Origin of the sequence: Streptococcus mitis (genome assembly GCF_946190065.1) — a bacterium.
Lineage (GTDB): Bacteria > Bacillota > Bacilli > Lactobacillales > Streptococcaceae > Streptococcus > Streptococcus mitis_DE.
In genome coordinates this window covers 55,176-78,739 of record NZ_CAMHZD010000007.1, presented here as the reverse complement: position 1 = coordinate 78,739, position 23,564 = coordinate 55,176, and the positions used below count along the sequence as shown (strand labels likewise).

The window sequence follows — 23,564 nt, the reverse complement described above, 5'->3', positions numbered from 1 at the left end:
ACAAAAAACCGCCTAGATAATACCTAAACGGATGCTTGAAATAATCTAACAAGTTATAACTTTGCTAGTCCATTTAGATATTTATCTATATGGACCACAATCAAAAATCTTAGCCACATAGATACAAACAAATTGCTTGAACTGTTTGCATCCATGGTGACATGTCTACAAACACTATCTAAAGTAGCTAAAGTAAAAGTTTTGATTCATCGTTACAGCTTGTCTCTTATTCATTTCTTTTTCTGCTTTCTTTTTTGATGTTTCCTATCTTACCACCTTTTTCATCAGCTGTCAAGAATATTTCAGAATTTTTTAAAATTTTTCGAAAATTCTTTCAGGATACTTTCAAAGATTTTTTCAAATCAGTCCAACAAAAAAAGGTTTATAATTCCCATAAAAATTGATATGGAAATTATAAAACCATTATTAGTTTAACCCTTGTTGGTAACGCGCTAATTCGGCTTGGTTAGCCCAAACATAGTGACCTGGACGGATTTCTACCATAGATGGCTTATCAGTCTCATAGTCGTGTTGACTTGGGTCGTAAACCTTCAAGACCTTCTTACGTTCCAAGATTGGATCTGGGATTGGTACCGCTGAAAGCAAGGCTTGAGTATATGGATGAATTGGATTGTTAAACAATTCTTCTGTTTCTGCAACCTCTACAATAACACCCTTGTAAATAACTGCGATACGATCTGAAATAAAGCGAACGACAGACAAGTCATGGGCGATGAAGAGATAGGTCAAACCAAGTTCTTTTTGGAATTTTTTGAGCAAGTTCAAGACTTGAGCACGCACAGAAACGTCCAAGGCTGAAATGGGCTCATCCGCAATAACAAAGTCTGGTTGCATGACCAAGGCACGGGCAATACCGATACGTTGACGTTGACCACCTGAGAATTCATGAGGGTAACGAGTCAAGTGCTCAGCAAGAAGCCCCACTTCACGGATAATATTTTTAACTTTCTCTTTACGTTCTTCTTCATCCTTGAACAGATGATGATTGTAAAGACCTTCAGAAATAATATAATCAACAGTCGCACGTTCATTCAAACTTGCGGCAGGATCTTGAAAAATCATCTGGATACGACGAATCAATTCTGCAGCTTGTTCACGCGATTTCTTACCATTAATCTTTTGACCATCAAAAATGATATCCCCATTACTTGTATCATTAAGACCGATGATGGCACGACCAATAGTTGTTTTCCCACTACCTGACTCACCTACAAGCGAGAAAGTTTCTCCCTTGTTGATAAAGAAGTTAGCATTTTTAACTGCGACAAACTTCTTACTTCCTTCACCGAAGGAAATTTCTAAATCTTTGATTTCTACTAATTTTTCAGACATTTCCTTCCTCCTAGTCAGCCAGATGGGCAAATCCCATTTTTTCACGAATCTTATCATGGAGATTTGCAATCACAGCTGGTTTTTCTACTTTTGGAGCATCCTCATGAAGTAGCCAAGTTTTAGCCCAATGTGTCTCTGATACTGAGAATTGAGGAGCTTTTTGTTCGAAGTCAATTTGCATTGCATAGTCAGAACGCAAGGCAAAGGCATCCCCTTTCAGGTCAGTATAAAGTGACGGAGGTGTTCCTGGGATTGAGTAAAGATCCCCTTTATCATCAGCAAGCTGAGGCAAGCTAGACAAGAGACTCCATGTATATGGATGGCGAGGGTCATAGAAGACTTCCTCAACAGTTCCATACTCAACGATTTCTCCTGCATACATAACCGCTACCTTATCTGCAATACTTGCCACCACACCAAGGTCGTGGGTGATAAAGATTGTTGTGAAATGGTACTCGTTTTGTAAAGATTTCAACAAATCAATAATCTGAGCTTGGATGGTCACATCCAAGGCAGTCGTTGGCTCATCACAAATCAAGACATCAGGTCGGCAGGCAAGAGCAATCGCAATAACGATACGTTGACGCATTCCTCCAGAATATTGGAATGGGTATTCATCAAAACGTCTATCTGCATCTGGAATCCCAACCTTATTCATGTAGTCAATGGCCAATTCTTTCGCTTCTTTAGCTGTTTTTCCTTGGTGTTTTACAATAACTTCTGTAATCTGACTACCAATTGTTTTAATTGGGTCCAAACTAGTCATTGGATCTTGGAAGATAGTCGCAATCTTAGCGCCACGAATTTGTTCCCAATCCTTGTGAGAAGATAAAGCTGTCAAATCTTGACCACGGTAGTCAATGCCACCTTGGGCAATGCGACCATTTTCTTCAAGCATACCTGTGAAAGTCTTTGTCAAAACAGATTTTCCTGATCCTGACTCACCTACCAAGGCTAATACTTCTCCTTCAACTAGTTCAAGGGAAACGCCGCGAATGGCTGTCAATACTTTGTCACGAACGTCAAATTCCACGACAATATCGCGAGCAGTCAAAATTACATTTTTTTCTTTTGTCATTTCTACTCCTATCTATGTGTACGTGGATCACTAGCATCCGCTAAGTTTTGACCAACTACGAAAAGGGATAAGGATACCAAGACAAGAGTTGTCAATGGAATCCAGAAGAGGTATGCATTTGTCGTTACGTTCTGAGAGTAATCTGAAATCAAACGACCTAAACTTGGAACTGTAATCGGCAATCCAAGTCCAAAGAATGAAAGGAAAGCTTCGTATGAGATAAAGGCTGGAAGCATTTGAGATGTCGTCGTAACGATAACAGATACCAATTGTGGCATAATGTTTTTTACAACAATCTTAAAGGTTGGTGTTCCAAGTGTACGTGAAGCAAGGTTATACTCCAAGTCACGATAACGCATGATCTGAATACGAATTGAGTAAGCAATACCAATCCAAGTAGTCACACTCATAGCAAAAATCAGATTCCAGAATCCAGCTCCGATTGAGTAAGTCAAGACAATGACAATCAAAAGAGATGGGATGTTTGAGATGACATTATAAACTTCCATCATCACACGGTCAACTGATTTTGAAATTCCCCAAATACCACCGACAAAAACACCGATAACCAAGTTAATCACTGTCGCAATCACAGAAATGAGGATAGAGTTACGAGCTCCGAACCAGACACCGTCAAAGAGAGATTTACCGTTACTGTCTGTACCGAACCAATGCTCAGCATTTGGCTTGATATAACGAGCACTAAAGTCGTTTACTTTGCTGACATCATTGAAATCAAACTTAGAAAACATTGGGTAGATGAAACTCATCAAAATGATAGCTACCAAGATTCCCAACATGACTACAGTTGATTTCTTCTTCATAAATTGTCTAAACACTGAGCCCCAGTATGAATAGGCTGGCGCATCAATGGCTTCAGAGGCAAAATCGTCACGTTTTACGAACTGAAATTTTTCTTTATCGATTGTAGACATTATTTGCCTCCTTTCTCAGTCAATTTAATACGTGGGTCAATAATAGTCATCCAAATATCTCCCAAAAGAAGTGAGAAGATAGAAATACATGTAAAGATGAAGACAAGACCTACGACCATAGAGTTATTAGATGCTTTTACAGAGTCAATCAACATTTTACCCATACCTGGGAAAGCGAAGACTGTTTCAGTAAGGGTTGCACCACCGATAACCCCGATAACAGCACCAGGAATCCCTGAAACCAGCGGAACCATGGCATTTTTAAAGATGTGTTTGTTTGAAATTTCTTTTTCAGACAAACCTTTTGCACGAGCAAAACGAACAAAATCCTGTGATTGCAAGTCAATCATGTAACGACGAATCCAAATAGCGGTACCAGGAGCACCCAATAAACCAAGGATAACTGCTGGTAAAACATACGAACGCCAATCTCCAGCACCCAAGATAGGGAATGAATCTGGAAGACCAATTGATGATCCAATCAAACGAACAATGTAAACCAAAGCAATGGTTGGAAGAGCCATCAAGAAGGTCAAAGCCCCTGTTGAGAAGCTATCAATCCAAGTGTTCTTGAAGCGAGCCATAGCTGAACCAAGTGGCACGGCAATCGCATAAGAAATCACCAAACCGATCAATCCAACGATTGCAGAGCTAGCAATCATAGAAGGATATTGGTAGTTGCTTTCAGTAGCTGTATAAGGGTCATCTTTTCCGTAGTTGGCTACTTCACGAGAGTCAGCCTGACTAGGCGATTTGTAGGTTCTTGAGTAAATATTTACAGAAGAAGTTTTCTTACCTGTTGGGAACTGAACTTGAGATGTTTTTGTTTGTCCTTGTCCTTGAGTAATAACCTGTAAAACAGGGCTATTAGCATAGGTTGGATAAGAGTCACCTAAATTGATGTTCACAAAGTTTTGATGCACAAATGGGAACTGACCGTTGAAGTACAAGAGATATTTATGTTTCGTTCCTGAACCGACCAATGACCATCCAATCGCTGGATCATTTTCAAAACGAAGGTAGCGTTTCAAATCTGGATTCTCAGGGTCTTGAATTTTATTTGTATGATCAATGTCAATCAAGTTAGCATAGAATTTGAAAACACGTTCAAAAATCGGGATTTCACGCGTAGCGTAGAATTGGCCACTTTCAGTAAATTCTCCCAGGGTCCAACCATGACCGATTTGTTTGATGTATTTTTCATAGATAGCCTTGTTGGTATCATTGGCTTCAACTGTTACAGAAGCATCCATCTGGCTAGCTTTTTCTTGCAACTCTTTGGTATCGTAGTACTCGATATAGCCCATACGCTCATAAACGGTATTCTCATAGTTATCACGTTTATCAGCAGTTGTCGCAATCTTGTTATAGTTGGTATCCTGTTTGAAAATCAATTTTCGAGGAACCATTGTATAGATAATCGTGTAAGTCAAGGTTGTTACTAAGAAGATAGAAACCAATGACCGCAAAACACGCATAAAAATATATTTTTTCATATCATTTCCTTTAAAAATCCCAAAAGAACCTTCTCCTCATGGAGAGAAAGTTCTATTGAAAATTATTTACTTCACATGACTTGCCAATTCTTTTTGAGCTTTCTCGTTTGACTCAGTCTTTTCTTTCAACCATTTTTCACGAGCTTTTTCATACTCTTCTTTGGTGATTGCTTTTTCACCAACTTCAGTGTACTTCAAGTATCCTGAATTTTCACCTTTAAGGCCGGCTACAGAATATGAAGAGCTAAATGGTAGAACTTTTGAAACATATGAAACGGCTGTTTCTTTAGGAGAAGCCATTACTGGAATTGTCAAAGCATTATCAGTCAACCAAGCTTGTGCCACCGCGTATTTTTCATAACGTTTTTGAACATCTTGGTTTTCGCTGTTTGCGTCATCAAGTAATTTTCCATAGTCAGCTAAACCAAGTTTGCTTACTACTGATGCATCTGTGTTTTGGTCAATACCAAGGTAAAGACGAGTGCTTCCTCCCTTAAGGACGAATTGATCCAAGAAAGTAGAAGGATCTTGATAGTCCGGGTTCCATCCTAGCAAGGTATGGATATCCCAGTCTTGCTCTTTAGCTGTTGGAGCGCTAAATGAAATTGGTAAAGCTTCTGCTTGAGTCATTTGTTGTAAGTCTACAACAACATTATCTGAACCCAATACTTTTTCAATTGATTGTTTCAATGATTGAACACGGTTTACAACCGCTGTTGATTCTTGGATAACCAGGGCATCCAAGTGGATTGGGAATTCAACACCTTCAGCTTGTAGACTTGATTTGGCTTTAGCAAAGACTTCTTTCGCTTTTTCTTCATTGTAAAGGCCATTTTGAGAATCTGCTAGAGACACGTTTGACCAAGTAGAAGAATTTGTCTTAGCCAAGCTATCTTGTACCAATTCACCAAATGTTTTCTTACCAACTTGAAGATTATAAGGTGCAAACGTATTACGGATGGCTACTGCAGCTCCATCAGTACCATTTGTTTGAGCTGAGTAAGAATTGCGATCGACAGCAAAGTTCAAGGCTTGACGGAATTCCTTGTTTAGCAATGCTTTCTGAGTAGATGTCTTTTGGGTATCACTTGTTTTGGCAGTGTGGTTATAGGTTGTACGGCCATAATTCAAGCTGACAGTTGCAACACCCGCTCCTGGTTCATTAAAGTAAATGTTATCTTTAAAGTCAGCTGCATATTTTTCATATGTAGAACTTGTAGGGAAGATACGGGCCTTGCTATATTGACCATCAGCAAAACCTTTAGCAATCACATCTTGGTCCTTACCATCCCAGAAAGTGAACTTAACGTTCTCAATTTTTACATTTTCTTTGTCCCAGTAAGCATCATTTTTAGCCATCTCGATAGATGATTTTGGAGTTACAGATTTTAAGACAAATGGACCGTTATAAAGAATAGAGTTAGCATCGGTTGGGGCACCAAAACCTTCACCTTTTGAAGTTAAGAATTCTTCATTAACCGGCATCAAAACACCACTAGTGGTCTTATCATTCCAGAAAGTTTCTGGCTGGTTCAAGGTATATTCTAGTGTTTGATCATCAAGTGCTTTTACTCCAACGGTTGAAAAATCGCTTGTTTCACCCTTGATATAGGCTTCTAATCCCTTAATAGAAGAGCTAACGATTGAAAGTCCTTTTGATTTTCCATCTACGGCATGTTTCAAACCAGTAACGAAGTCTTTAGCAGTTACAGGAGCGTATTCTTCTCCCTCTGCTGTAACCCATTTAGCATCCTTACGGATTTTATAGGTATAAGTCAAACCATCTTTTGAAACTGTCCATGATTCAGCAATAGAAGGAACCAAGTTACCATATTTATCATTAGCCAACAAACCATCTACAGCATTTGTTGTGACGAATGATGTTGAATCGATATTGCTGACGATATAATCCAAGGTTTCTGGATCTGTTTGATAAACATATTGGTAATCTTTTGCTAGTTTAGCATTATTTGAACTAGTGTTTGAACACGCAGCTAGAACTCCTGACGCTAATAAGGTAGCTCCCGCTACAGCAAGCACTTGACTTTTTTTCATTTATTTACTCCTCTTATAAATAAAGTATAGGTTATCATCAATTATATCATAGATTTCAAGAAAAGTAAACGAATTTTCAGAATATTTAGGCTTATTGATACAAAAAATCTGAAAAAGCTATTGACTGAAAATCATTTTCAAGGTATAATAATAAACGTTAAGGCGGTATAGCCAAGTGGTAAGGCACGGCTCTGCAAAAGCTTGATCGTCGGTTCAAATCCGTCTACCGCCTTCTTTAACTTGATTTATCAGGTTTCATTTAAACAGAAAGCCCAATTTAAAGGGCTTTTTTCTTTTTCCTTGAATAAATACGTATAACTTTAAAAAACTTTTGGGGCAAGTTTGGGGCTGAGTTTTTCGAGGACACAATTTCCTTTTGAAATCAACTGAAAAAAGCTTCGTCACGCCTGGTGACAAAAGCCTCTAGTTTACTCTGTTTCTTCTTCTATTTCAACTTCGGTAATTTGGACTTTTACCTTGGTAACACGTCCATTTTTCACTTTATCATTGGTTAGGATAAGCTTTTTGTTTTGGCTGACTAATTCATAACTGAGTTTCTCGGTCGTTGGAATGGTCCCAACTCCTGTCAAATAGTAACCAGCGATGGTATCAACGTCATCACTTTCCAGTTCAACATCAAAGTAGTCATTAAAATCATTGAGATTCATGGTACCTTGAACAATATAAGTATCTTCTCCAATTTTATGAACTTCGATTTCAGCCTTATCTGTTTCGTCATCGATTTCCCCAACGATTTCCTCTAAGAGGTCTTCCAGGGTCACCAAACCAGCCATCCCACCGTATTCATCCAGCAAGATTGCCATTTGTCTTTGGGTATTGCGCAGTTCTTTTAACAAGTCATCCACAAAAATAGTTTCAGGAACAAAAAGTGGATCTTGTAAGATTTTCTTCCAAACAATATTGTCAAAACCGTCCACAAAGCCCGCATTAAGGAGACTCTTGGTGTGAATGATCCCAATCACGTTATCCTTATCCCCATCATAGACAGGGATACGAGAATAATTTTGTTTTAAAATACTTTGGATGATGGTTTGACTATCATCCTGAATATCGACCATAAAGGCATCTGTTCGAGGAACCATAACTTCTCTGGCCATTAATTCGTCCAGTGAAAAAATCCCTTGTAACATTTCAATTTCGTCAGCATCTAGTGTTTCTTCACTATTTGTCAGCATGTACTCAATTTCATCACGGGTCATTTTTTCGTCAGCATCGTCAAAGGTCATAGGAGTCAAGCGACTCAAAAGATTGGTAGATGCAGATAAGAGCCAAACAAAGGGACTAACTAGTTTCCCCAATCCAATAATAACTGGCGCTGTACGAATCGCTAAGGCATCCTTTAGATTAAGAGCGATTCTCTTAGGATACAATTCCCCAAAAACGATGGAAATATAAGTCAAAAATGCTAAAGACAGAAAACTTGCAACGGCATAAGATGTTTCACCATTTCCAAGCCAAGATGCAATTTCTCGTCCCAGAGTGTCTGCCAAACTCGCCCCTGATAAGATCGTAATCAGGGTAATCCCTACTTGAATGGTTGATAAAAAGTGGTTAGGATTTTCTAGTACCTTCAACAGACGGATATAGCGTCTATCTCCTTCTTCTGCCTTTTGTTCAACCCGCGCACGGTTAAGTGAAACCATGGCCATTTCTGTGGCTGAGAAAAAGGCATTTAATACCGTCAAGATAAACAATAAAACAAATTGTAGCAACAAATTCTGACTACTTGGGTCTTCCATAGTTCTTCTCCTAAAATAGTATCTTATCCTTTATTATATCACAAAATATAGTCCAGTACATATTATTTTTTCTCATACTCTTCGAAAATCTCCTCAAACCACGTCAGCTTCATCTGCAACCTCAAAGCTGTGCTTTGAGCAAGCTGCGGCTAGCTTCCTAGTTTGCACTTTGATTTTCATTGAGTATCCGTGTCTATTGTAGCCCTGCTTAAACTAGTAAGAAAGAACTCCTATATCCACAAGTGACATAGGAGTTTATTTTGTATTTTACTGAGTAACAGTCACTTCTCCAGTTCGGTAATCCAGTTGAAGCCCTTTTTGAACATTGGGAACTAGAACATTAAATTCCAATTCTCCGTCTGAAGACTTGGCTTCAATCTGTGAAGCTGAAGGAACTAAATCCTCGTTTGAAGCATAATAAAGAGTTACACGGTAACGGACACGCTTGTTTTGGTCTAAGGCTTTACGCACCAAGCTTTCATAATAGTTTTGACCAGTCGAATCCTCGGCTTGTGCCTGATTTGCCCAGGCTGTCTGAACAGCAATGTTTTTAGGATTACTTGTTGAGGCATCAAAACCATCCAAGCCACCGATTAAGGCATAGCCCAACAAGTGACCTCTATCGACGGCATGCGTATAAGATCCCTTTAGATTCTTGACCTGATGCCAGCCTGGAGGAGTCCAAGAAGTCGATCCATTCCCAGTTTCTTCCCGATTCTTGTACTGACGAGTAGCCTTAGACAAGAGGGCATTTGCTACAGTTGGTACGGTTTCCTTGCCCACTGTCTTTGTTTTATTATCAGCGTAGGGCTTACTTGAAACCTTGGCATCTAGGTTTGTTTTATTACCATTGACGATAAAAGCACCTGAGCCATTCCACTCAAGACTCCCTTTTATTTGGCTTTTGACTGTGTCTGTTAAGACACTTTCTGCCAATTCTTGACTAGGAGCTTCAGACGCTTGTTTTTTCTGACTAACCTTTGTTTTAGGACTATTAGGTGTCGACTGCATCTGCTTGATATAATAGCTTCCCGCAGATAAAAGCAATAACACTAGCAGTCCGATCAGTGTCTGTCTTGTTTTTTTATCCATTTTTCTCCTTATCTCTAGAAAAAGACTGGTTCTCCAGCCTAATTTCCTGTAAATTTATGAATCAATTCCTGCCATTTTGCTGGAGACAGGATGGCCCATGGATCTTGACCCTTTCCCAAGATTCCATAGCCTACCATTAGACCGATTCCTAGGGCAAGAGCACCTAAAAACAGTACTATGATGACTAAAAGTAAACGCTTGATTACGTAGCTTGATTTCTTATTCATCTTCATCACTTGCCTCAATCCGCTGAATCTTAGCACCTAGCTGCGCTAACTTCTCATGGAAACGGTAGTAACCTCTATCCAAGTGAACCAATTTACCAACTACAGTTTCTCCTTGTGCTACCAAACCTGTCAAAATCAAGGCTGCGCTGGCACGAAGGTCAGTTGAAAGAACTTCTGCTCCCTGCAAAGCTTGTCCACCAACAATACGAGCTGTATCACGGATAATCTCAGAGTGCAGGCCCATACGACGCATTTCTTCTAGGTGTTGGAAACGATTTTCAAAAACTGTCTCCACCATAGTTGATTCGCCTTTTGCGACAGTCATCAAGGCTGTAAATTGAGCCTGCATATCTGTTGGGAATCCTGGGTGGGGCAAGGTTTTCACATGAACAGCTTTTAAATTTTCTAGTTGAGAGCGAACTCGAATTCCTTCAGTCTCCTCTGTCACTTCCACTTCCATTTCAAGCAATTTGGCAATCAAGGGACGGTTGTGCTCCCAGACAGCGTCTCGAATCAAGACATCACCACCAGTCATGGCAGCAGCTACCATAAAGGTTCCTGCTTCGATACGGTCTTGGACTACATTGTGAGTCGTACCATGAAGTTTCTCAACACCGGTAATGGTAATGGTCTCTGTACCAGCACCTTTAACCTTGGCTCCCATTTCATTGAGGAGAATGGCTAAGTCAACAATCTCAGGCTCACGCGCAGCATTCTCAATCACTGTCACACCATCAGCCAGAGTCGCAGCCATCATCAAGTTCTGCGTTGCACCAACACTTGGGAAGTCCATGTAGATATGAGCTCCATGTAAGCGATCTGCCTTGGCTTCGATATAACCAGCTGTCTGGCTGATTTTAGCCCCCATAGCTTCTAGACCTTTCAAATGAAGATCAATAGGGCGGCTACCAATCGTACAACCACCTGGCATGGATACCTTAGCATGACCCACACGGGCAAGAATTGGCCCCAAGACAACGATGGAGGCGCGCATCTTGCTGACATACTTGTAAGGAGCCTCCTCTGTGATATTGCCAGTCGCGTCCACCTCAACAAGATGAGCTTCTTCATTAAAATCCACCTTGGCATTTAAACCGCGAACCACCTGATTCATAGTGAAAACATCTGACAAGATAGGAACATTCTGCAAGACGGTCTTTCCTTCACTTGCTAGAATAGTCGCTGCCAACAAAGGCAAGACTGCATTCTTTGCTCCTTCGATCGTAACACTTCCTACCAGACGATTATCGCCACCTTGAACCACAATTTTTTCCATACTTATTTCCTTTACTCTTGATTTTATAATAATCCTCTAAGCGCTTCTTGCCACAACTGATATAGGCTGATAAAGAAAGAACTCATGATATAGCCCATTACAATGCTGAAAAAAGCTACTAGTAAACGAACTTTTCCTGTGTTCTCAGCTGTTACTTTTAAAACCTTTTCCCATCTAACAAGATTCTTTAAAAGGTAAAAACTCACATAAATAAAGAGCATGTGACTGCTTAGAGTGAATAATAATTGAACCATTTGACTATTATACCATCTTCTCTGTTTGTGCGCTAGTTTGGAAACTTCACTTAAAAACTAGGGATTGTTTTTCAAGTAATCAATTGCATCTTGTAGGGTTTTAACAGGCACGATTTTCATATCTGTCTTGATTGTTTTAGCGGCTTCCAGGGCTGTTTGGTAGTTATTTTTCGCATCCGGATGCGCTTTTTGTTCTTCTTCGCTAACGGGATTATCAGGTGCAAAGAAAATAGCGGCACCTTCTCTAGCAGAAGCTACAACTTTCTTATCAATACCTCCAATGTCCCCCACATTGCCATCGCGGTCAATGGTACCTGTACCGGCAACAATACGGCCATTACGAAGGCCAGGGTCAGCTATTTGGGTATAGATGGCCAGACTAAACATGAGGCCAGCACTTGGACCGCCAATACCAGCTGTAGAAAAGCGAATTGGGACATCACTGGTTACTTCTGTACGGTCAATCAAGCCGATTCCAATTCCATTTTTGCCATTTTCTAGCGTAATGATTTTTCCTTCTGCAGACTTGGTTTGCCCATCTTCTTCATAGGTGACCTTGACAGAATCCCCTAATTTTTGAGAATTGACGTAATCAATCAAGTCTTTGGAACTATCAAAGGTCTGATCATTGACTGCTGTGACCGTATCAGAAATGTTGAGAATCCCTTTAAAGGTCGAATTATCCGTCACAGTCAAGACATAAACCCCAAGATATTTGAGTTCAATATCCTTACCAGCTGTTTTTAACCCTTGATACTTGGCCATATTTTGCGATGTTTGCATGTAGAATTGATTGATCCGCATAAATTCAACATCGGAAGAACCACCTGTAGTCTCCTGAGCACTACGAATATCTGTAAAAGGCGTCAACCATGCATAAATCATATGAGCTAAAGTGGCATGCTGGACACCAACCGTAACGAATTGATAGGCACCAGCTTCCTTATCTTCTGTGTCATTTACTTTAAGGACTTGGCGAATATCTTCTGAACCGCCTGGAACCTCTATATAATAGGGCAAGGGCACTACAAACGCCAAGAAAGTCACAATCAAGGCCGCAATGACGTATAAGGGCCATCTAATCTTTTTTTTCATTTCTTATTTCCTCCAAAATACTCTCGGGAACATAGTAAGCAATATCCTGACCAAACTTCAAAAGCTCTCTAACACCGGATGAACTGATATAGAGATGTTCAGGTCGGCTATGTAAATAAATGGTCTCTATATCAGGAGACAGTTGATGGTTGTAGTAATCAAAACTGGCTTCATATTGCAAATCCGACGCATTTCTCAAGCCTCGCACTAGGAAAGTAGCCCCCAGTCTTTTTGCAACATCAACCACCAATTCATCATGAGAAGACACGACTTCAACATTTCCCAAATGTTTCAAAGCATCTTCTAGCCCCCGTTTACGATTTTCGATAGGGAGAAATCCTTGTTTATGGGGATTAAAAAAAATACCGACATAGAGCTTATCAAAGAGTTTGCTAGCCCGTTCAATCATATCCAGATGCCCATTTGTCATCGGATCAAATGAGCCTGTGAATAATCCAATCTTATCTGACATAGACTGTCACCTTACTAATTCCATAAATCTTTTCCTTCCAGATACCAAGACAGGCAATTTCTTCTGGAAGTTCAACGGCCTTATCCGTCTCACACACGACCATGACATCTTCAGAAAAAAGCGCTCTCTCAGCCATTTTTTCAATATCTGCTACGATTTGTTCCTTGGCATAAGGAGGGTCTAAGAAAATGAGGTCAAATTCCCCAGATACCTGTTCCAATGCCCTTTCTGCATCCATCTTGAGGAGTTGAAATTTTCCAACTTCCTTGGTCATCTGAATATTTTCAGCCACGATAGCCTGAGCCTTACGGTCTCGCTCCACCAAAACAGCGCTGGACATGCCACGCGATACTGCCTCGATAGATAAACCACCACTACCTGCATACAGGTCCAAGACTCGTCCACCTTCAAAGTAGGGACCAATCATGTTAAAAATAGCTCCCCTAACCTTATCCGAAGTTGGTCTTGTCGTCTTGCCTTCTAGTGTCTTGAGGGGACGTCCCCCATAGATTCCTGATACGATTTTCATACCGTTTATTATACCAAATTATGGGCGAAAAGAGAAAGAAAACCGAACCTTGCGGTTCGATTCTCTACAAAATATTTTCGTAAGTATCGCGGACTTCTTGAGGCCAAACACTTGTTTGCACTTCTCCGATATGTTTCTTGCGAAGTAAGAACATAGCCATCCGAGATTGTCCAATTCCTCCACCGATTGTCAATGGGAATAGGCCATTCAACAAAGCCTTGTGCCATTCCAATTCCAAGCGGTCTTCATCACCTGTGATGGCAACCTGACGACGAAGCGTTTCTTCATCTACACGGATTCCCATAGAAGACAACTCAAAGGCTCCACCTAAAGACTCATTCCAAACAAGAATATCACCATTCAGACCCTTGTAGCCATTTTCAGATTCGCTTGTCCAGTCATCGTAGTCTGGTGCACGTCCATCGTGCGGTTTACCGTCTGGTAATTCACCACCGATACCGATCAAGAAGACTGCTCCAAATTCTTTACAAATAGCATTTTCACGCTCTTTTGGTGTCAAGTCTGGGTAGCGTTCTACCAACTCTTCTGTGTGGATAAAAGTGATTTGTTTTGGCAAGATTGATTCGATGTCATAGCGGGCTTCAACAGCTAGCTCAGTCAGGCGAATGGCCTTGTAAATCTTCTCAACTGTTTCTTTTAGATAAGCGATATTCCGTTTACCATTTGGGATAACTTTCTCCCAGTCCCACTGGTCAACATAAACAGAGTGGGTCGCATCCAGCGAATCTTCGTCTGGACGAAGGGCCTTCATGTGGACGAAAAGACCTTCACCCTCACCGAAACCAAAACGAGCTAAGGTATGGCGTTTCCATTTGGCAAGGGAGTGCACCACTTCATAAGTAGCATCAGGAATTTGGAGAACCTTGACCGATACGGCATTCTCAACACCTGATAAATTATCCTGCATCCCGTCGCCGACCCTGCTCAAGATAGGACCTTGAACTTCGACAACTTCTAACTTATCTTTCAAATACTGGGTAAAAGTGTTTTTGACAAAGGAAATTTCTTCTTGTTGATGGATAAAACTTTTCTTCATAGGCTACTCCTCAAAAATTAATTAAAAGCATTATACACCTATTTCCAAGAAAAGAAAAGAGAAAATTTAAAAAAATCAGTGCTCCTTCGAACACGCTAATTTCTCAAAGTAACTTCCACTTGCCCAACCAAAGTGGAAATTAGTCTAAAACGGATTTTTATGGTGGAATTAAGTGTGAGACGTTTGAGTTAGAAATGAGGTCTACTATGACAAAACATAAACACCTTACCCTTTCAGACCGTAATGATATCCAATTAGGCTTAGAGCGCGGTGAAACCTTCAAAGCTATCGGACAATCCATTCTAAAAGACCCAACTACTGTTTCCAAAGAAGTCAAACGAAACAGACAAGTCCGAGAGTCTACATGCGATAACCTTCCTTGCCCTTTACTCGATAAGGCTCCCTTTGTCTGTAATGGATGCCCTAAAAGAAGACAAAATTGTGGATTTAAAAAAATCTTCTACCTTGCTAAACAAGCTCAAAAACAGTACGAACAAACTCTTGTCGAAGCTCGTGAAGGAACTCCCCTTAATTCCAAGGCCTTCTGGGACATGGACAAAGTCATTTCTGATGGTGTTAAAAAGGGACAACACATCTATCATATCCTCAAAACTCATAACCTTGATGTCAGTTCCTCAACCGTCTATCGACACATCCGAAAAGGATACCTATCTATCGCTCATATTGACCTAGCCAGAGCCGTTAAATTCAAAGAAAGACGGAAAAGGAAACTACCTTCCATCCCTAAAGAAGCTAAAAAAGGCCGTTCCTATGAGGATTTCCAAAACTATTTAGTCCTTAATCAACTAGACTCTTGGCTGGAAATGGACACAGTTCTGGGGAGGATGGGAGGTAAAGTCCTACTTACCTTCAACCTGTCTTTCTGTAACTTTATCTTCGCTAGGCTTCTGGATAATAAAACTGCCCTTGAGGTTACCAAACACCTCTATACCATCAAGAACACTCTTCATGAAGCTGATAAAGATTTCTTCCAACTCTTTCCTGTCATTCTTACCGATAATGGTGGAGAGTTTGCCAGGGTTGATGATATCGAAATGGATGTGCGAGGAGAGAGTAAACTCTTCTTTTGTGACCCTAATCGCTCTGACCAGAAAGGGAGAATTGAGAAAAACCACACACTGATTCGAGACATTCTACCTAAGGGAACTGCTTTTGACAACTTAACTCAAGAGGACATCAATCTCGTCTGCTCTCATGTCAACAGTGTCAAACGTGCTGCTTTGAATGGAAAGTCAGCCTATGAGCTCTTTGCCTTTACCTATGGAGAAGAGATTCCTAAGCTTCTAGGTATTTCTAAAATACCTGCAGAAGACGTCTGTCAGTCTTCGAAATTACTCCAACATAAGTTCTAAAAACTAACCTTTAACCGCATTCAAACGTCTCACACTAACTTCCACCATAGCGGAACTTAATCTGAAACGCTTTCAGATGAGGGGATTTTGTGCGCTCTTTTTTTCGATTCCTTTTGGTTACAAAAGCGATGAAATCAAGCATTAGTAAAACCAGTGGAACTTACCCTGACACGGATTTCCACTGGTTTTTAGGATTTTTATCAGACTAACTTCCACTTCTACTAGCGGTGGAACTTAGTTTGCGAATTTACCCTCCTTCGAACACTGATTTCATGGACCTTTAGTCATTGCGACCAAAGATACGTAGAATACTGAGGAAAAGATTGATAAAATCAAGATAGATACTGAGTGCCATTGAGATGATCCAACCTGTCGCTACTTGTCCTCGTGACTGCTCATAAACATAGCGAATCTTTTGATTATCCCAAGCAATCAAACCAGAGAAAACCAAGACCATGGCAATACTAATCATGTAGTCAAAGAAGCTATTGGCTAAAAATAGATTCACAACCATGGCAATGATGAGACCAACAAGCGCCGCCATCAAAGCTCGTCCCATTCCACTCAAATCCTTCTTGGTGAAAATCCCGATTGCCGCCATGACAAAGAAGAGAAGAGCGCTGGATACAAAGGCTGACAAAACTGTTCCCGGTGTATAGAAGGCTACGACAAAGCTAAGGGTGAAGCCATTCAGTAGGGAGTATACTAGAAATACTGGCAGAGCTGCTGGGCTATTTTTTGCAGCCATGCTACTTGCAACAAATACCAGAGCAAGTTCTGCAAAAGTTGCAACCATCAACCAGAGACGGCCATGCATTAAAAAGTAAGTCAATTGAGCCTGAAAGACTGTCAACATCAAAGCTGACACCAGAGCTGATAGTCCAATTCCAATCCCTACAAAGGCATAAACCTTAGCGTAAAATTGATTGAGACCTGAACGTTCTTGAATAATTGTTTGATTCATTCTGATTCTCCTTTTTCTATAACTATATCTTGATTATAACAAAGTTTTTTTAAATTAGCTGAAATAAAACATCAAAATGCCTGCGGCAACTGCCACATTGAGACTCTCCGCCCTACCTTTCATACCAATATGAACCAGCTGATTGGCACTTTCAGCCATGATAGGACTAATCCCTTGCCCTTCATTTCCCATGACTAAAGCAAAATTTTCTAGGGGAGAAAGCTCACGATAATCCTTGGAATCTCTCGATAAGGTCGTTGCCAGAATGGGCAAATTGCTCTTCTTTGCCTCTTCTATAAAGGTAGCAACAGGCATACGATAGATGGGCAAATGAAAATGGCTTCCTTGCATGGAACGCAGAGTCTTGAGACTGTAAATATCCGCTGACTTGTCTGAAACAATGACCCCTGTCAAACCTGCCGCGTCCGCAGTCCGAATCATGGTACCTACATTACCAGGATCTTGGACATCTTCTAAAAATAGAAACTTACCCTGACTAAAATCAGGCGGTCCCACTTCTTCTTTTTGAATAACTGCGACAATGCCTTGAGGTGTTTGCGTATCTGCCAAATCCCGCAAAATCTCCTCTGACACCCAGACAATTTGCGGAAAAGCAGATAACTGATCTCTATAACTTTCTAGGGCAAAAATTTTCTCAATCGTCACTCCAGCTTGAACAGTTTCTTCAAACAAGTGCCAACCTTCAATCAAATAAGTAGACTTACGGTATTTTTTTTGGTGTAATTTCTTGGCATTTTTTACCACAGAATTGGCTTTTGAGGTTATAATAGTCATAGAAATATTATAACACAATCAAAGGGGTTTGGTATGCAAAAGGTTAGAATGATTGCCCAAGGCAGGGTGCAGGGAGTCGGCTTTCGTTGGGGTGTTTACAGCTTGGCTCTCGAAATCGGTGGCATAACAGGTCGAGTCTGGAATAACGACGATGGCACAGTGGAAATCTTAGCCCAAGCAGACTCATCTGCTACCATGGCAAAATTTATCCAAGAAATCCGGAAAGGACCGACGCCTTTTTCAAAAGTCAGCTACTTAGATGTCAAACTGAGCAACTTTCCTCCCTATCCTGACTTTAAAATCGCAAATTAGGTCTCTAGAACTATTGTATATTTTGTAAAAAAACAGTAGAATAGAAAGGTATAATTTTTAAAGAAGGAATAAAAACAGTGAAATCTATTAAACGTTTTGCACTCTCAGCTATGGGAGTGGCTATGTTGCTAGTCTTGACTGGCTGTGTTAGAGTCGATAAAGCCACAGGAAAGCCAATAGGATTTATTTGGAATACTATCGGAGCGCCTATGGCTGAAGCTATCAAGTACTTCGCTACTGATCAAGGTCTAGGCTTTGGTGTCGCTATCATCATCGTAACCATTATCGTGCGCTTGATTATCTTGCCACTTGGTATCTACCAATCATGGAAGGCAACGCTTCACTCTGAAAAGATGAACGCCCTCAAGCACGTCCTTGAGCCACACCAAACACGTCTCAAGGAAGCGACTACTCAAGAAGAAAAACTCGAAGCCCAACAAGCTCTCTTTGCCGCTCAAAAAGAACACGGCATCAGCATGTTTGGTGGTGTAGGATGTTTCCCTATCCTCCTTCAAATGCCTTTCTTCTCAGCTATCTACTTTGCTGCCCAACATACTGAAGGGGTTGCTCAAGCAAGCTACCTAGGCATTCCTCTAGGTTCTCCAAGTATGATTTTGGTTGCCTGCGCAGGTGTCCTTTACTATCTTCAATCGCTCCTTTCACTTCACGGAGTAGAAGACGAAACGCAAAGAGAACAAATCAAGAAAATGGCTTACGTGAGCCCAATCACGATTGTTGTCTTCTCCCTCATTTCACCAGCCAGTGTCACACTTTACTGGGTTGTCGGTGGTTTCATGATGATTCTCCAACAGTTTATCGTCAACTATATCGTTCGTCCAAAACTTCGCAAAAAAGTCCGTGAAGAACTGGCAAAGAACCCAGCAAAAGCAAGTACTTTCTCTACACCAAGTGGACGAAAAGACGTTACCCCTGGACAACCAACTGCTATCACAAGCAAGAAAAAACATAAAAATCGCAACGCTGGAAAACAACGTTCGAGATAAGGCTACGTAAATTATCCAATAATTAAAGGCTCTGTCACAACAAATGGTTGATTTTGACGAGAAATAGCGTATAATAATAGTAAGAAACAGTACCACCGAAGGAGGTAATTGGATATGCCTACTATCAAAGACGCATTAGATATTATCGGTAAGTTGACTGTCGCAGAGCAGGAAAGCCTTAAAACAATGCTTTTAAGTCCTGCCTTTGTAAAGTCTTTGAATATTGAAGATTTCGTAGCAAAGGAACGCTTTGCAAATGGTCGTGTATGCCCTCTTTGTGGCTGTATCCATGTGGTTCGCAATGGTCATCGTAAAGATGGCACACAGCGATATGTATGTAAGGATTGTGGCAAGTCCTTCGTGATTGCTACGAACTCCATTGTGTCTGGTACAAGAAAAGACTTGTCCGTGTGGGAGCAGTACATTGATTGTATGATGAATGGCTTATCCATTCGTAAGACTGCTGTTGCTTGTGGGATTCACAGAAACACCGCATTCCTTTGGAGACACAAGATTTTGGATGCACTTCAGAATATGGCAGACGATGTTACCCTTGACGGCATTATTGAGGCTGACGAAACTTTTTTCGCCATCTCGTACAAGGGCAATCATAGCAAGAGTAAGACATTTGCTATGCCACGCAAGGCTCATAAGCGTGGTCATTCTACACATATCAGAGGCTTGTCCCAAGAAAAGGTATGTGTTCCTTGTGCGGTTAATAGGAATGGCTTGTCTATCTCCAAGATTACGAATACTGGTAGAGTTTCTACAAGAGATTTACATCATATTTATGATGGTAGGATTAAGACCAATTCCACTCTTGTTACGGACAAGATGAACTCCTATGTGAGATTTACAAATGCCAATGGCATTGACCTTGTGCAGTTAAAGACTGGCAAAGCCAAGAAAGGCATTTATAATATCCAACATATCAATAGCTACCATAGCCAGCTAAAGAGGTTTATGCGTGGCTTTAACGGTGTTTCTACCAAGTATCTGAACAACTATCTTGTGTGGAATAACCTTGTAAATTACGCCAAAGAAAGCGACATGGAGAAAAGGAACATCTTCTTAACTTTCGTTTTGGCAACATTGAAAACTGCTAAATGCAGAGATTTATCAAACAGACCAGCAGTTCCTCTGGTCGCCTAATTAGAATTTGTGGAGATGATAAGATGGTCAATATAACAGATGTAAAACAGATTCTTCAATTTGCAATAGATGCGGAGATTAAAGTCTTTCTTGATGGTGGCTGGGGTGTAGATGCTCTTCTTGGATATCAGTCAAGAGCCCATAATGATATTGACATTTTTGTAGAAAAGAACGATTATCAGAACTTTATAGAAATAATGAAAGCTAATGGCTTTTATGAGATTAAGATGGAATATACAACATTGAACCATACTGTATGGGAAGATTTGAAAAACAGAATTATTGATTTGCATTGTTTTGAATATACGGACGAAGGTGAAATTCTTTATGATGGGGATTGTTTTCCGGTAGAAACTTTTTCGGGTAAAGGAAGAATTGAGGAAATAGAGGTTTCCTGTATTGAACCATATAGTCAAGTAATGTTCCATCTGGGATACGAGTTTGATGAAAATGATGCACATGATGTGAAGTTATTGTGTGAGACACTTCATATCGAAATTCCAAATGAGTATAGATAACTGCAAATAACAGTTTGTAGGGGAGTTCTGATACTCCCCTATAAAAATGGCTATTTATCAACTGTTTGTTGTGACATAGCCTAATTAAAAAAACGAATGAATGATAAATAGTTTTCATCAACTAGATATCATCATTCGTTTTTATTATCTACCGTTACATCTTATACTAATCGAAAACGTTAAATAGTTTAAAAGCTCACATATAAAAAACTATTCAATCATAAATTAACAAGTAAATCACTATGATTTAATACAATTCACAGTTATTAAAACTTCTGCTCCCGCGTCTCTATTTCTAAGCTCAACTCGGCCTTTGTGTAGTTTTGCAACTCTACATACAAAACTCAGTCCAATACCATAATGTTGCTCTTTATACGATCTAGCTTTATCCATACGATAAAAGAGCTTTCCAAAATTATTTAAAACTTCATCTGGAAATTCCGAGCCATTATTCCATATGCCTATTTTCAATTCTTTCTCCTCTTGCTCTACCCTAATGTTAATTTTAGGATTCTGTTTATCGGCGTATTCCAAAGCATTTGTTAAAATATTTTGTATGGCACGAATCAGAAGAGATGGATTTATATAATAGTTTTCAGTTCCTTTCACATTTTGTTCAAAAGAAAACTTCATCTGATTTTTTATCAAAAAAGAGACTTCTTTCTCTAATTCATTGATAAAATCTGAAGAGGAATACTCCGTCCAACCTGTCTCATCATCATAATAGGTTTTAGAATAGTGAATCAATTGATTGAAATAATCTAGTAACTGTTGACTAGCTCTTTCTATATCTGCTAAGCATTCTTGAGATTGGTCGTTTTCAGTTATCGTCTGCAAAAATTCCACATTTCCCCTAATAATGGTTAAGGGAGTTTTTAAATCATGAGAAGCTGCTGAAACCTGAAACATTAAATCTTCCTTCTGCTGTTTCTCATCAACTATTAATTGTCGAATTCTATCTTGCATCACAATAATCCGATTTCCTGTCTCGCGAAATTCTTTAACCGTTAAACTTTCTGTACATTCCTTCTCCAACCACATACTATTTTCATAAATCAAAGTCATTTCATAACTCAGTTTTTTCAACAATTTTCCAATGTGATAACTTATTAGAATAATCAATAAAACACAAATATATATCCATGATGACACATTAAAAAAGATTGATAGAACACCACTATTGTTTAAAGGTTTCCCATCTTCATTTATTTGTATAGATACTGAAGCTAAGGGAATAAGATAGGCCATTAGTAAGCCAAGACTAAACTGCCAAATAATTCTCCAACAGGTTTCTCGAATTAATTGTCTAAAACTTTTGATTCTACCCATTGATATCCTCCACCATACAAGGTTTTAATTGGATTTAATTGATAAGGTTTCAGCTTTTGACGAATTTGATAAATATACTCTGAAACCGAACGTAAAAGAGCTTCGGAACTTTGTGGATATAGATAATTATAAATTTCCTCTATAGAGTATATTCTACTTGGGGTGCTTGCTAAAAGATTCACTATATCAAATTCCCTCCTTGTCAAGGCAATCTTATCATCGTTTACAAATAGTTCCTTACTATCCGTATATAGTATAAGCTTCCCAATCTTTATTTGATGAACATTTCCTTTAGTCCGTTCTTCACGACGCAAGTGCATTTTAACACGTGCTAAAAGTTCTTGCATACTAAAGGGCTTCATAATATAATCATCAGCACCTGCATTGATTCCAGCTACTAAGTCTTCATCCATATCCTTGGCAGTTATAAAACAGATAGGAACAGTTATCTGCTCGCGAATCATCTGACAGATTTCTAAACCACTAACAGGCATCATAATATCTAATAGAATCAAGTCAAAGCCTGTAAAATCACAAAGATCAATCTCTTCTATCTTATTTCGTATGACTACTTCATATTTTTCATATTCTAGTACTTTTTTTATTAGGCGAAGAATAGCAAGATCATCATCTACAACCAAAATTTTATAAGCCATAACTCACCCTCCTGAATATATTATAGCACTAACTGAGAAAAAGACAGGATATCCCCTGTCTTTAGCGTACATTTTTTCCTATAAGTATCAATGTAGCAAATAGAAAAACAATTAATAACCAAACTATTTGTATCCCTAAGCCTTGCCACACTGGATAATAAAGAGACAATGGATAGGTATAAAAACAATTCATACTAGCCAGTAATGGTAAATTTCTAAAAAAAGAACTGAATTGTAATAACATTTGTCCCAACCCCAATAAAAGGGATAAACTTATTCCCAAAATTAAGATAAAAGACTGGGAAATAAATACAAAAATACCACTTAAAAGAGAGAAGGTTAGAATAGAAATACAAGCTGGAAATAGAATTGTTAGAACATGTTTAATATTACTCAAAAGATTGATATTGTAGTATCCTTGCGCGATTAGTATGCATAATGATATTACAGCAACCAATAATACAATTTCCATACATAATACAATAGCTAGTTTACAGATTATAAATATCAAACGATTTGGACATGTAAGAAAACTGGTACGAAGGCTAGAACCTGTAAATTCTTGACCTATAAATAGAACAGCTAGACTAATGAAACCCGCCTGTCCTAAATAGAGACTTTGCAGTAGCTGTTCCAAAACAAACTGTAGGGTCAACTGGTCTGGCTTATTATTTAAAAAAATAACTAACGCTGGAACACACAGTAATAGAGCACCTATAATCAACCAGTGCCACGGATTCATAATAAACTTGAGATACTCACTTTTAAGTTGCTCTTTCAAC

Annotated in this window: 24 protein-coding genes and 1 tRNA gene; 6 read left to right on the top strand and 19 right to left on the bottom strand. The window is 39.5% G+C overall.

What is annotated here, in order from left to right:
* Positions 1–426 precede the first annotated feature (426 nt).
* The 5 genes from OCF96_RS04815 to OCF96_RS04795 all read right to left on the bottom strand — a co-directional run bounded on the left by OCF96_RS04815 (position 427) and on the right by OCF96_RS04795 (position 6,917).
* Positions 427–1,353, bottom strand: coding sequence for an ATP-binding cassette domain-containing protein (locus OCF96_RS04815; protein ID WP_001291284.1), 927 nt, complete (start codon positions 1,351–1,353; stop codon positions 427–429).
* Positions 1,354–1,363: 10 nt separating this feature from the next.
* Positions 1,364–2,431, bottom strand: a complete 1,068-nt coding sequence (locus OCF96_RS04810) for an ABC transporter ATP-binding protein (RefSeq protein ID WP_084927004.1) — start codon at positions 2,429–2,431, stop codon at positions 1,364–1,366.
* An 8-nt stretch (positions 2,432–2,439) separates the two neighbouring features.
* Positions 2,440–3,366: an oligopeptide ABC transporter permease OppC gene (oppC, locus tag OCF96_RS04805; RefSeq protein WP_004255894.1), complete on the bottom strand. Its 927-nt coding sequence runs from the start codon at positions 3,364–3,366 to the stop codon at positions 2,440–2,442.
* Positions 3,366–4,862 carry an ABC transporter permease gene (locus OCF96_RS04800; protein ID WP_261446582.1) on the bottom strand — a complete coding sequence of 499 codons (1,497 nt, stop codon included), beginning with the start codon at positions 4,860–4,862 and terminating at the stop codon, positions 3,366–3,368. Before OCF96_RS04800 ends, oppC begins: the two co-directional genes overlap by 1 nt.
* A gap of 66 nt (positions 4,863–4,928) precedes the next feature.
* On the bottom strand, positions 4,929–6,917 hold the full coding sequence (locus OCF96_RS04795; RefSeq protein WP_004255889.1) for a peptide ABC transporter substrate-binding protein: 1,989 nt from the start codon (positions 6,915–6,917) through the stop codon (positions 4,929–4,931).
* 161 nt (positions 6,918–7,078) lie between these two features.
* Between OCF96_RS04795 and OCF96_RS04790 the strand changes: the two genes are divergently transcribed.
* Positions 7,079–7,149: transfer RNA gene (locus tag OCF96_RS04790), tRNA-Cys, on the top strand.
* Positions 7,150–7,345: 196 nt separating this feature from the next.
* On the opposite strand, the gene OCF96_RS04785 is transcribed toward OCF96_RS04790, so the two are convergent.
* The 9 genes from OCF96_RS04785 to asnA form a co-directional block, all read right to left on the bottom strand.
* On the bottom strand, positions 7,346–8,677 hold the full coding sequence (locus tag OCF96_RS04785) for a hemolysin family protein (protein WP_261446581.1): 1,332 nt from the start codon (positions 8,675–8,677) through the stop codon (positions 7,346–7,348).
* Positions 8,678–8,944: 267 nt separating this feature from the next.
* The gene (endA, locus tag OCF96_RS04780) at positions 8,945–9,769 is read right to left on the bottom strand and encodes a DNA-entry nuclease EndA (RefSeq protein ID WP_033681260.1); all 825 of its coding nucleotides are present in this window, start codon (positions 9,767–9,769) and stop codon (positions 8,945–8,947) included.
* Between the two features lie 38 nt (positions 9,770–9,807).
* Entirely contained in the window at positions 9,808–9,996 is a 189-nt protein-coding gene (locus OCF96_RS04775) for a DNA-directed RNA polymerase subunit beta (protein ID WP_033681371.1), read from the bottom strand.
* Positions 9,989–11,272 carry a UDP-N-acetylglucosamine 1-carboxyvinyltransferase gene (gene murA, locus OCF96_RS04770; protein WP_261446580.1) on the bottom strand — a complete coding sequence of 428 codons (1,284 nt, stop codon included), beginning with the start codon at positions 11,270–11,272 and terminating at the stop codon, positions 9,989–9,991. The genes OCF96_RS04775 and murA overlap by 8 nt, the downstream gene beginning before the upstream one ends.
* 23 nt (positions 11,273–11,295) lie before the next feature.
* The gene (locus OCF96_RS04765) at positions 11,296–11,526 is read right to left on the bottom strand and encodes a DUF1146 family protein (protein WP_000250399.1); all 231 of its coding nucleotides are present in this window, start codon (positions 11,524–11,526) and stop codon (positions 11,296–11,298) included.
* Between the two features lie 57 nt (positions 11,527–11,583).
* Positions 11,584–12,621, bottom strand: coding sequence for a SepM family pheromone-processing serine protease (locus OCF96_RS04760; protein ID WP_000727281.1), 1,038 nt, complete (start codon positions 12,619–12,621; stop codon positions 11,584–11,586).
* Positions 12,605–13,093 carry a pantetheine-phosphate adenylyltransferase gene (gene coaD / locus OCF96_RS04755; RefSeq protein WP_261446579.1) on the bottom strand — a complete coding sequence of 163 codons (489 nt, stop codon included), beginning with the start codon at positions 13,091–13,093 and terminating at the stop codon, positions 12,605–12,607. Before coaD ends, OCF96_RS04760 begins: the two co-directional genes overlap by 17 nt.
* Positions 13,083–13,622, bottom strand: a complete 540-nt coding sequence (rsmD, locus tag OCF96_RS04750) for a 16S rRNA (guanine(966)-N(2))-methyltransferase RsmD (RefSeq protein WP_218757219.1) — start codon at positions 13,620–13,622, stop codon at positions 13,083–13,085. The genes coaD and rsmD overlap by 11 nt, the downstream gene beginning before the upstream one ends.
* Before the next feature lie 64 nt (positions 13,623–13,686).
* Entirely contained in the window at positions 13,687–14,679 is a 993-nt protein-coding gene (gene asnA / locus OCF96_RS04745) for an aspartate--ammonia ligase (RefSeq protein WP_000748003.1), read from the bottom strand.
* 206 nt (positions 14,680–14,885) lie between these two features.
* On the opposite strand from asnA, the gene OCF96_RS04740 reads away from it, so the two are divergent.
* A complete protein-coding gene (locus OCF96_RS04740) occupies positions 14,886–16,052 on the top strand; it encodes an IS30 family transposase (RefSeq protein ID WP_143951979.1) in 1,167 nt (388 codons plus the stop codon).
* Between the two features lie 280 nt (positions 16,053–16,332).
* Here the strand turns inward: OCF96_RS04740 and OCF96_RS04735 are convergent, their stop codons facing one another.
* Both OCF96_RS04735 and OCF96_RS04730 read right to left on the bottom strand, forming a co-directional pair.
* A complete protein-coding gene (locus tag OCF96_RS04735) occupies positions 16,333–17,016 on the bottom strand; it encodes a Bax inhibitor-1/YccA family protein (protein WP_084861995.1) in 684 nt (227 codons plus the stop codon).
* A gap of 54 nt (positions 17,017–17,070) precedes the next feature.
* The gene (locus tag OCF96_RS04730) at positions 17,071–17,811 is read right to left on the bottom strand and encodes a TrmH family RNA methyltransferase (RefSeq protein ID WP_125416616.1); all 741 of its coding nucleotides are present in this window, start codon (positions 17,809–17,811) and stop codon (positions 17,071–17,073) included.
* Positions 17,812–17,844: 33 nt separating this feature from the next.
* Here OCF96_RS04730 and OCF96_RS04725 point away from each other — a divergent pair, with 33 nt between their 5' ends.
* The 4 genes from OCF96_RS04725 (at position 17,845) to lnu(C) (ending at position 20,797) form a co-directional block, all read left to right on the top strand.
* Positions 17,845–18,123, top strand: coding sequence for an acylphosphatase (locus OCF96_RS04725; protein ID WP_001174616.1), 279 nt, complete (start codon positions 17,845–17,847; stop codon positions 18,121–18,123).
* A 77-nt stretch (positions 18,124–18,200) separates the two neighbouring features.
* Positions 18,201–19,127, top strand: coding sequence for a membrane protein insertase YidC (gene yidC / locus OCF96_RS04720; RefSeq protein ID WP_261446578.1), 927 nt, complete (start codon positions 18,201–18,203; stop codon positions 19,125–19,127).
* Positions 19,128–19,241: 114 nt separating this feature from the next.
* Entirely contained in the window at positions 19,242–20,279 is a 1,038-nt protein-coding gene (locus OCF96_RS04715) for an IS1595-like element ISSag10 family transposase (RefSeq protein WP_002837184.1), read from the top strand.
* Between the two features lie 23 nt (positions 20,280–20,302).
* The gene (gene lnu(C), locus OCF96_RS04710) at positions 20,303–20,797 is read left to right on the top strand and encodes a lincosamide nucleotidyltransferase Lnu(C) (RefSeq protein WP_019543803.1); all 495 of its coding nucleotides are present in this window, start codon (positions 20,303–20,305) and stop codon (positions 20,795–20,797) included.
* Between the two features lie 240 nt (positions 20,798–21,037).
* Here lnu(C) and OCF96_RS04705 read toward each other — a convergent pair whose 3' ends face one another.
* From OCF96_RS04705 to OCF96_RS04695, 3 genes are all read right to left on the bottom strand, one after another.
* Positions 21,038–22,126, bottom strand: coding sequence for a sensor histidine kinase (locus tag OCF96_RS04705; protein WP_125416614.1), 1,089 nt, complete (start codon positions 22,124–22,126; stop codon positions 21,038–21,040).
* Entirely contained in the window at positions 22,096–22,782 is a 687-nt protein-coding gene (locus OCF96_RS04700; protein ID WP_020901993.1) for a response regulator transcription factor, read from the bottom strand. The genes OCF96_RS04705 and OCF96_RS04700 overlap by 31 nt, the downstream gene beginning before the upstream one ends.
* Positions 22,783–22,843: 61 nt before the next feature.
* Complete coding sequence (locus tag OCF96_RS04695) at positions 22,844–23,563, bottom strand: ABC transporter permease (protein WP_020901992.1); 720 nt, start codon at positions 23,561–23,563, stop codon at positions 22,844–22,846.
* Between the last annotated feature and the right edge of the window lies 1 nt (position 23,564).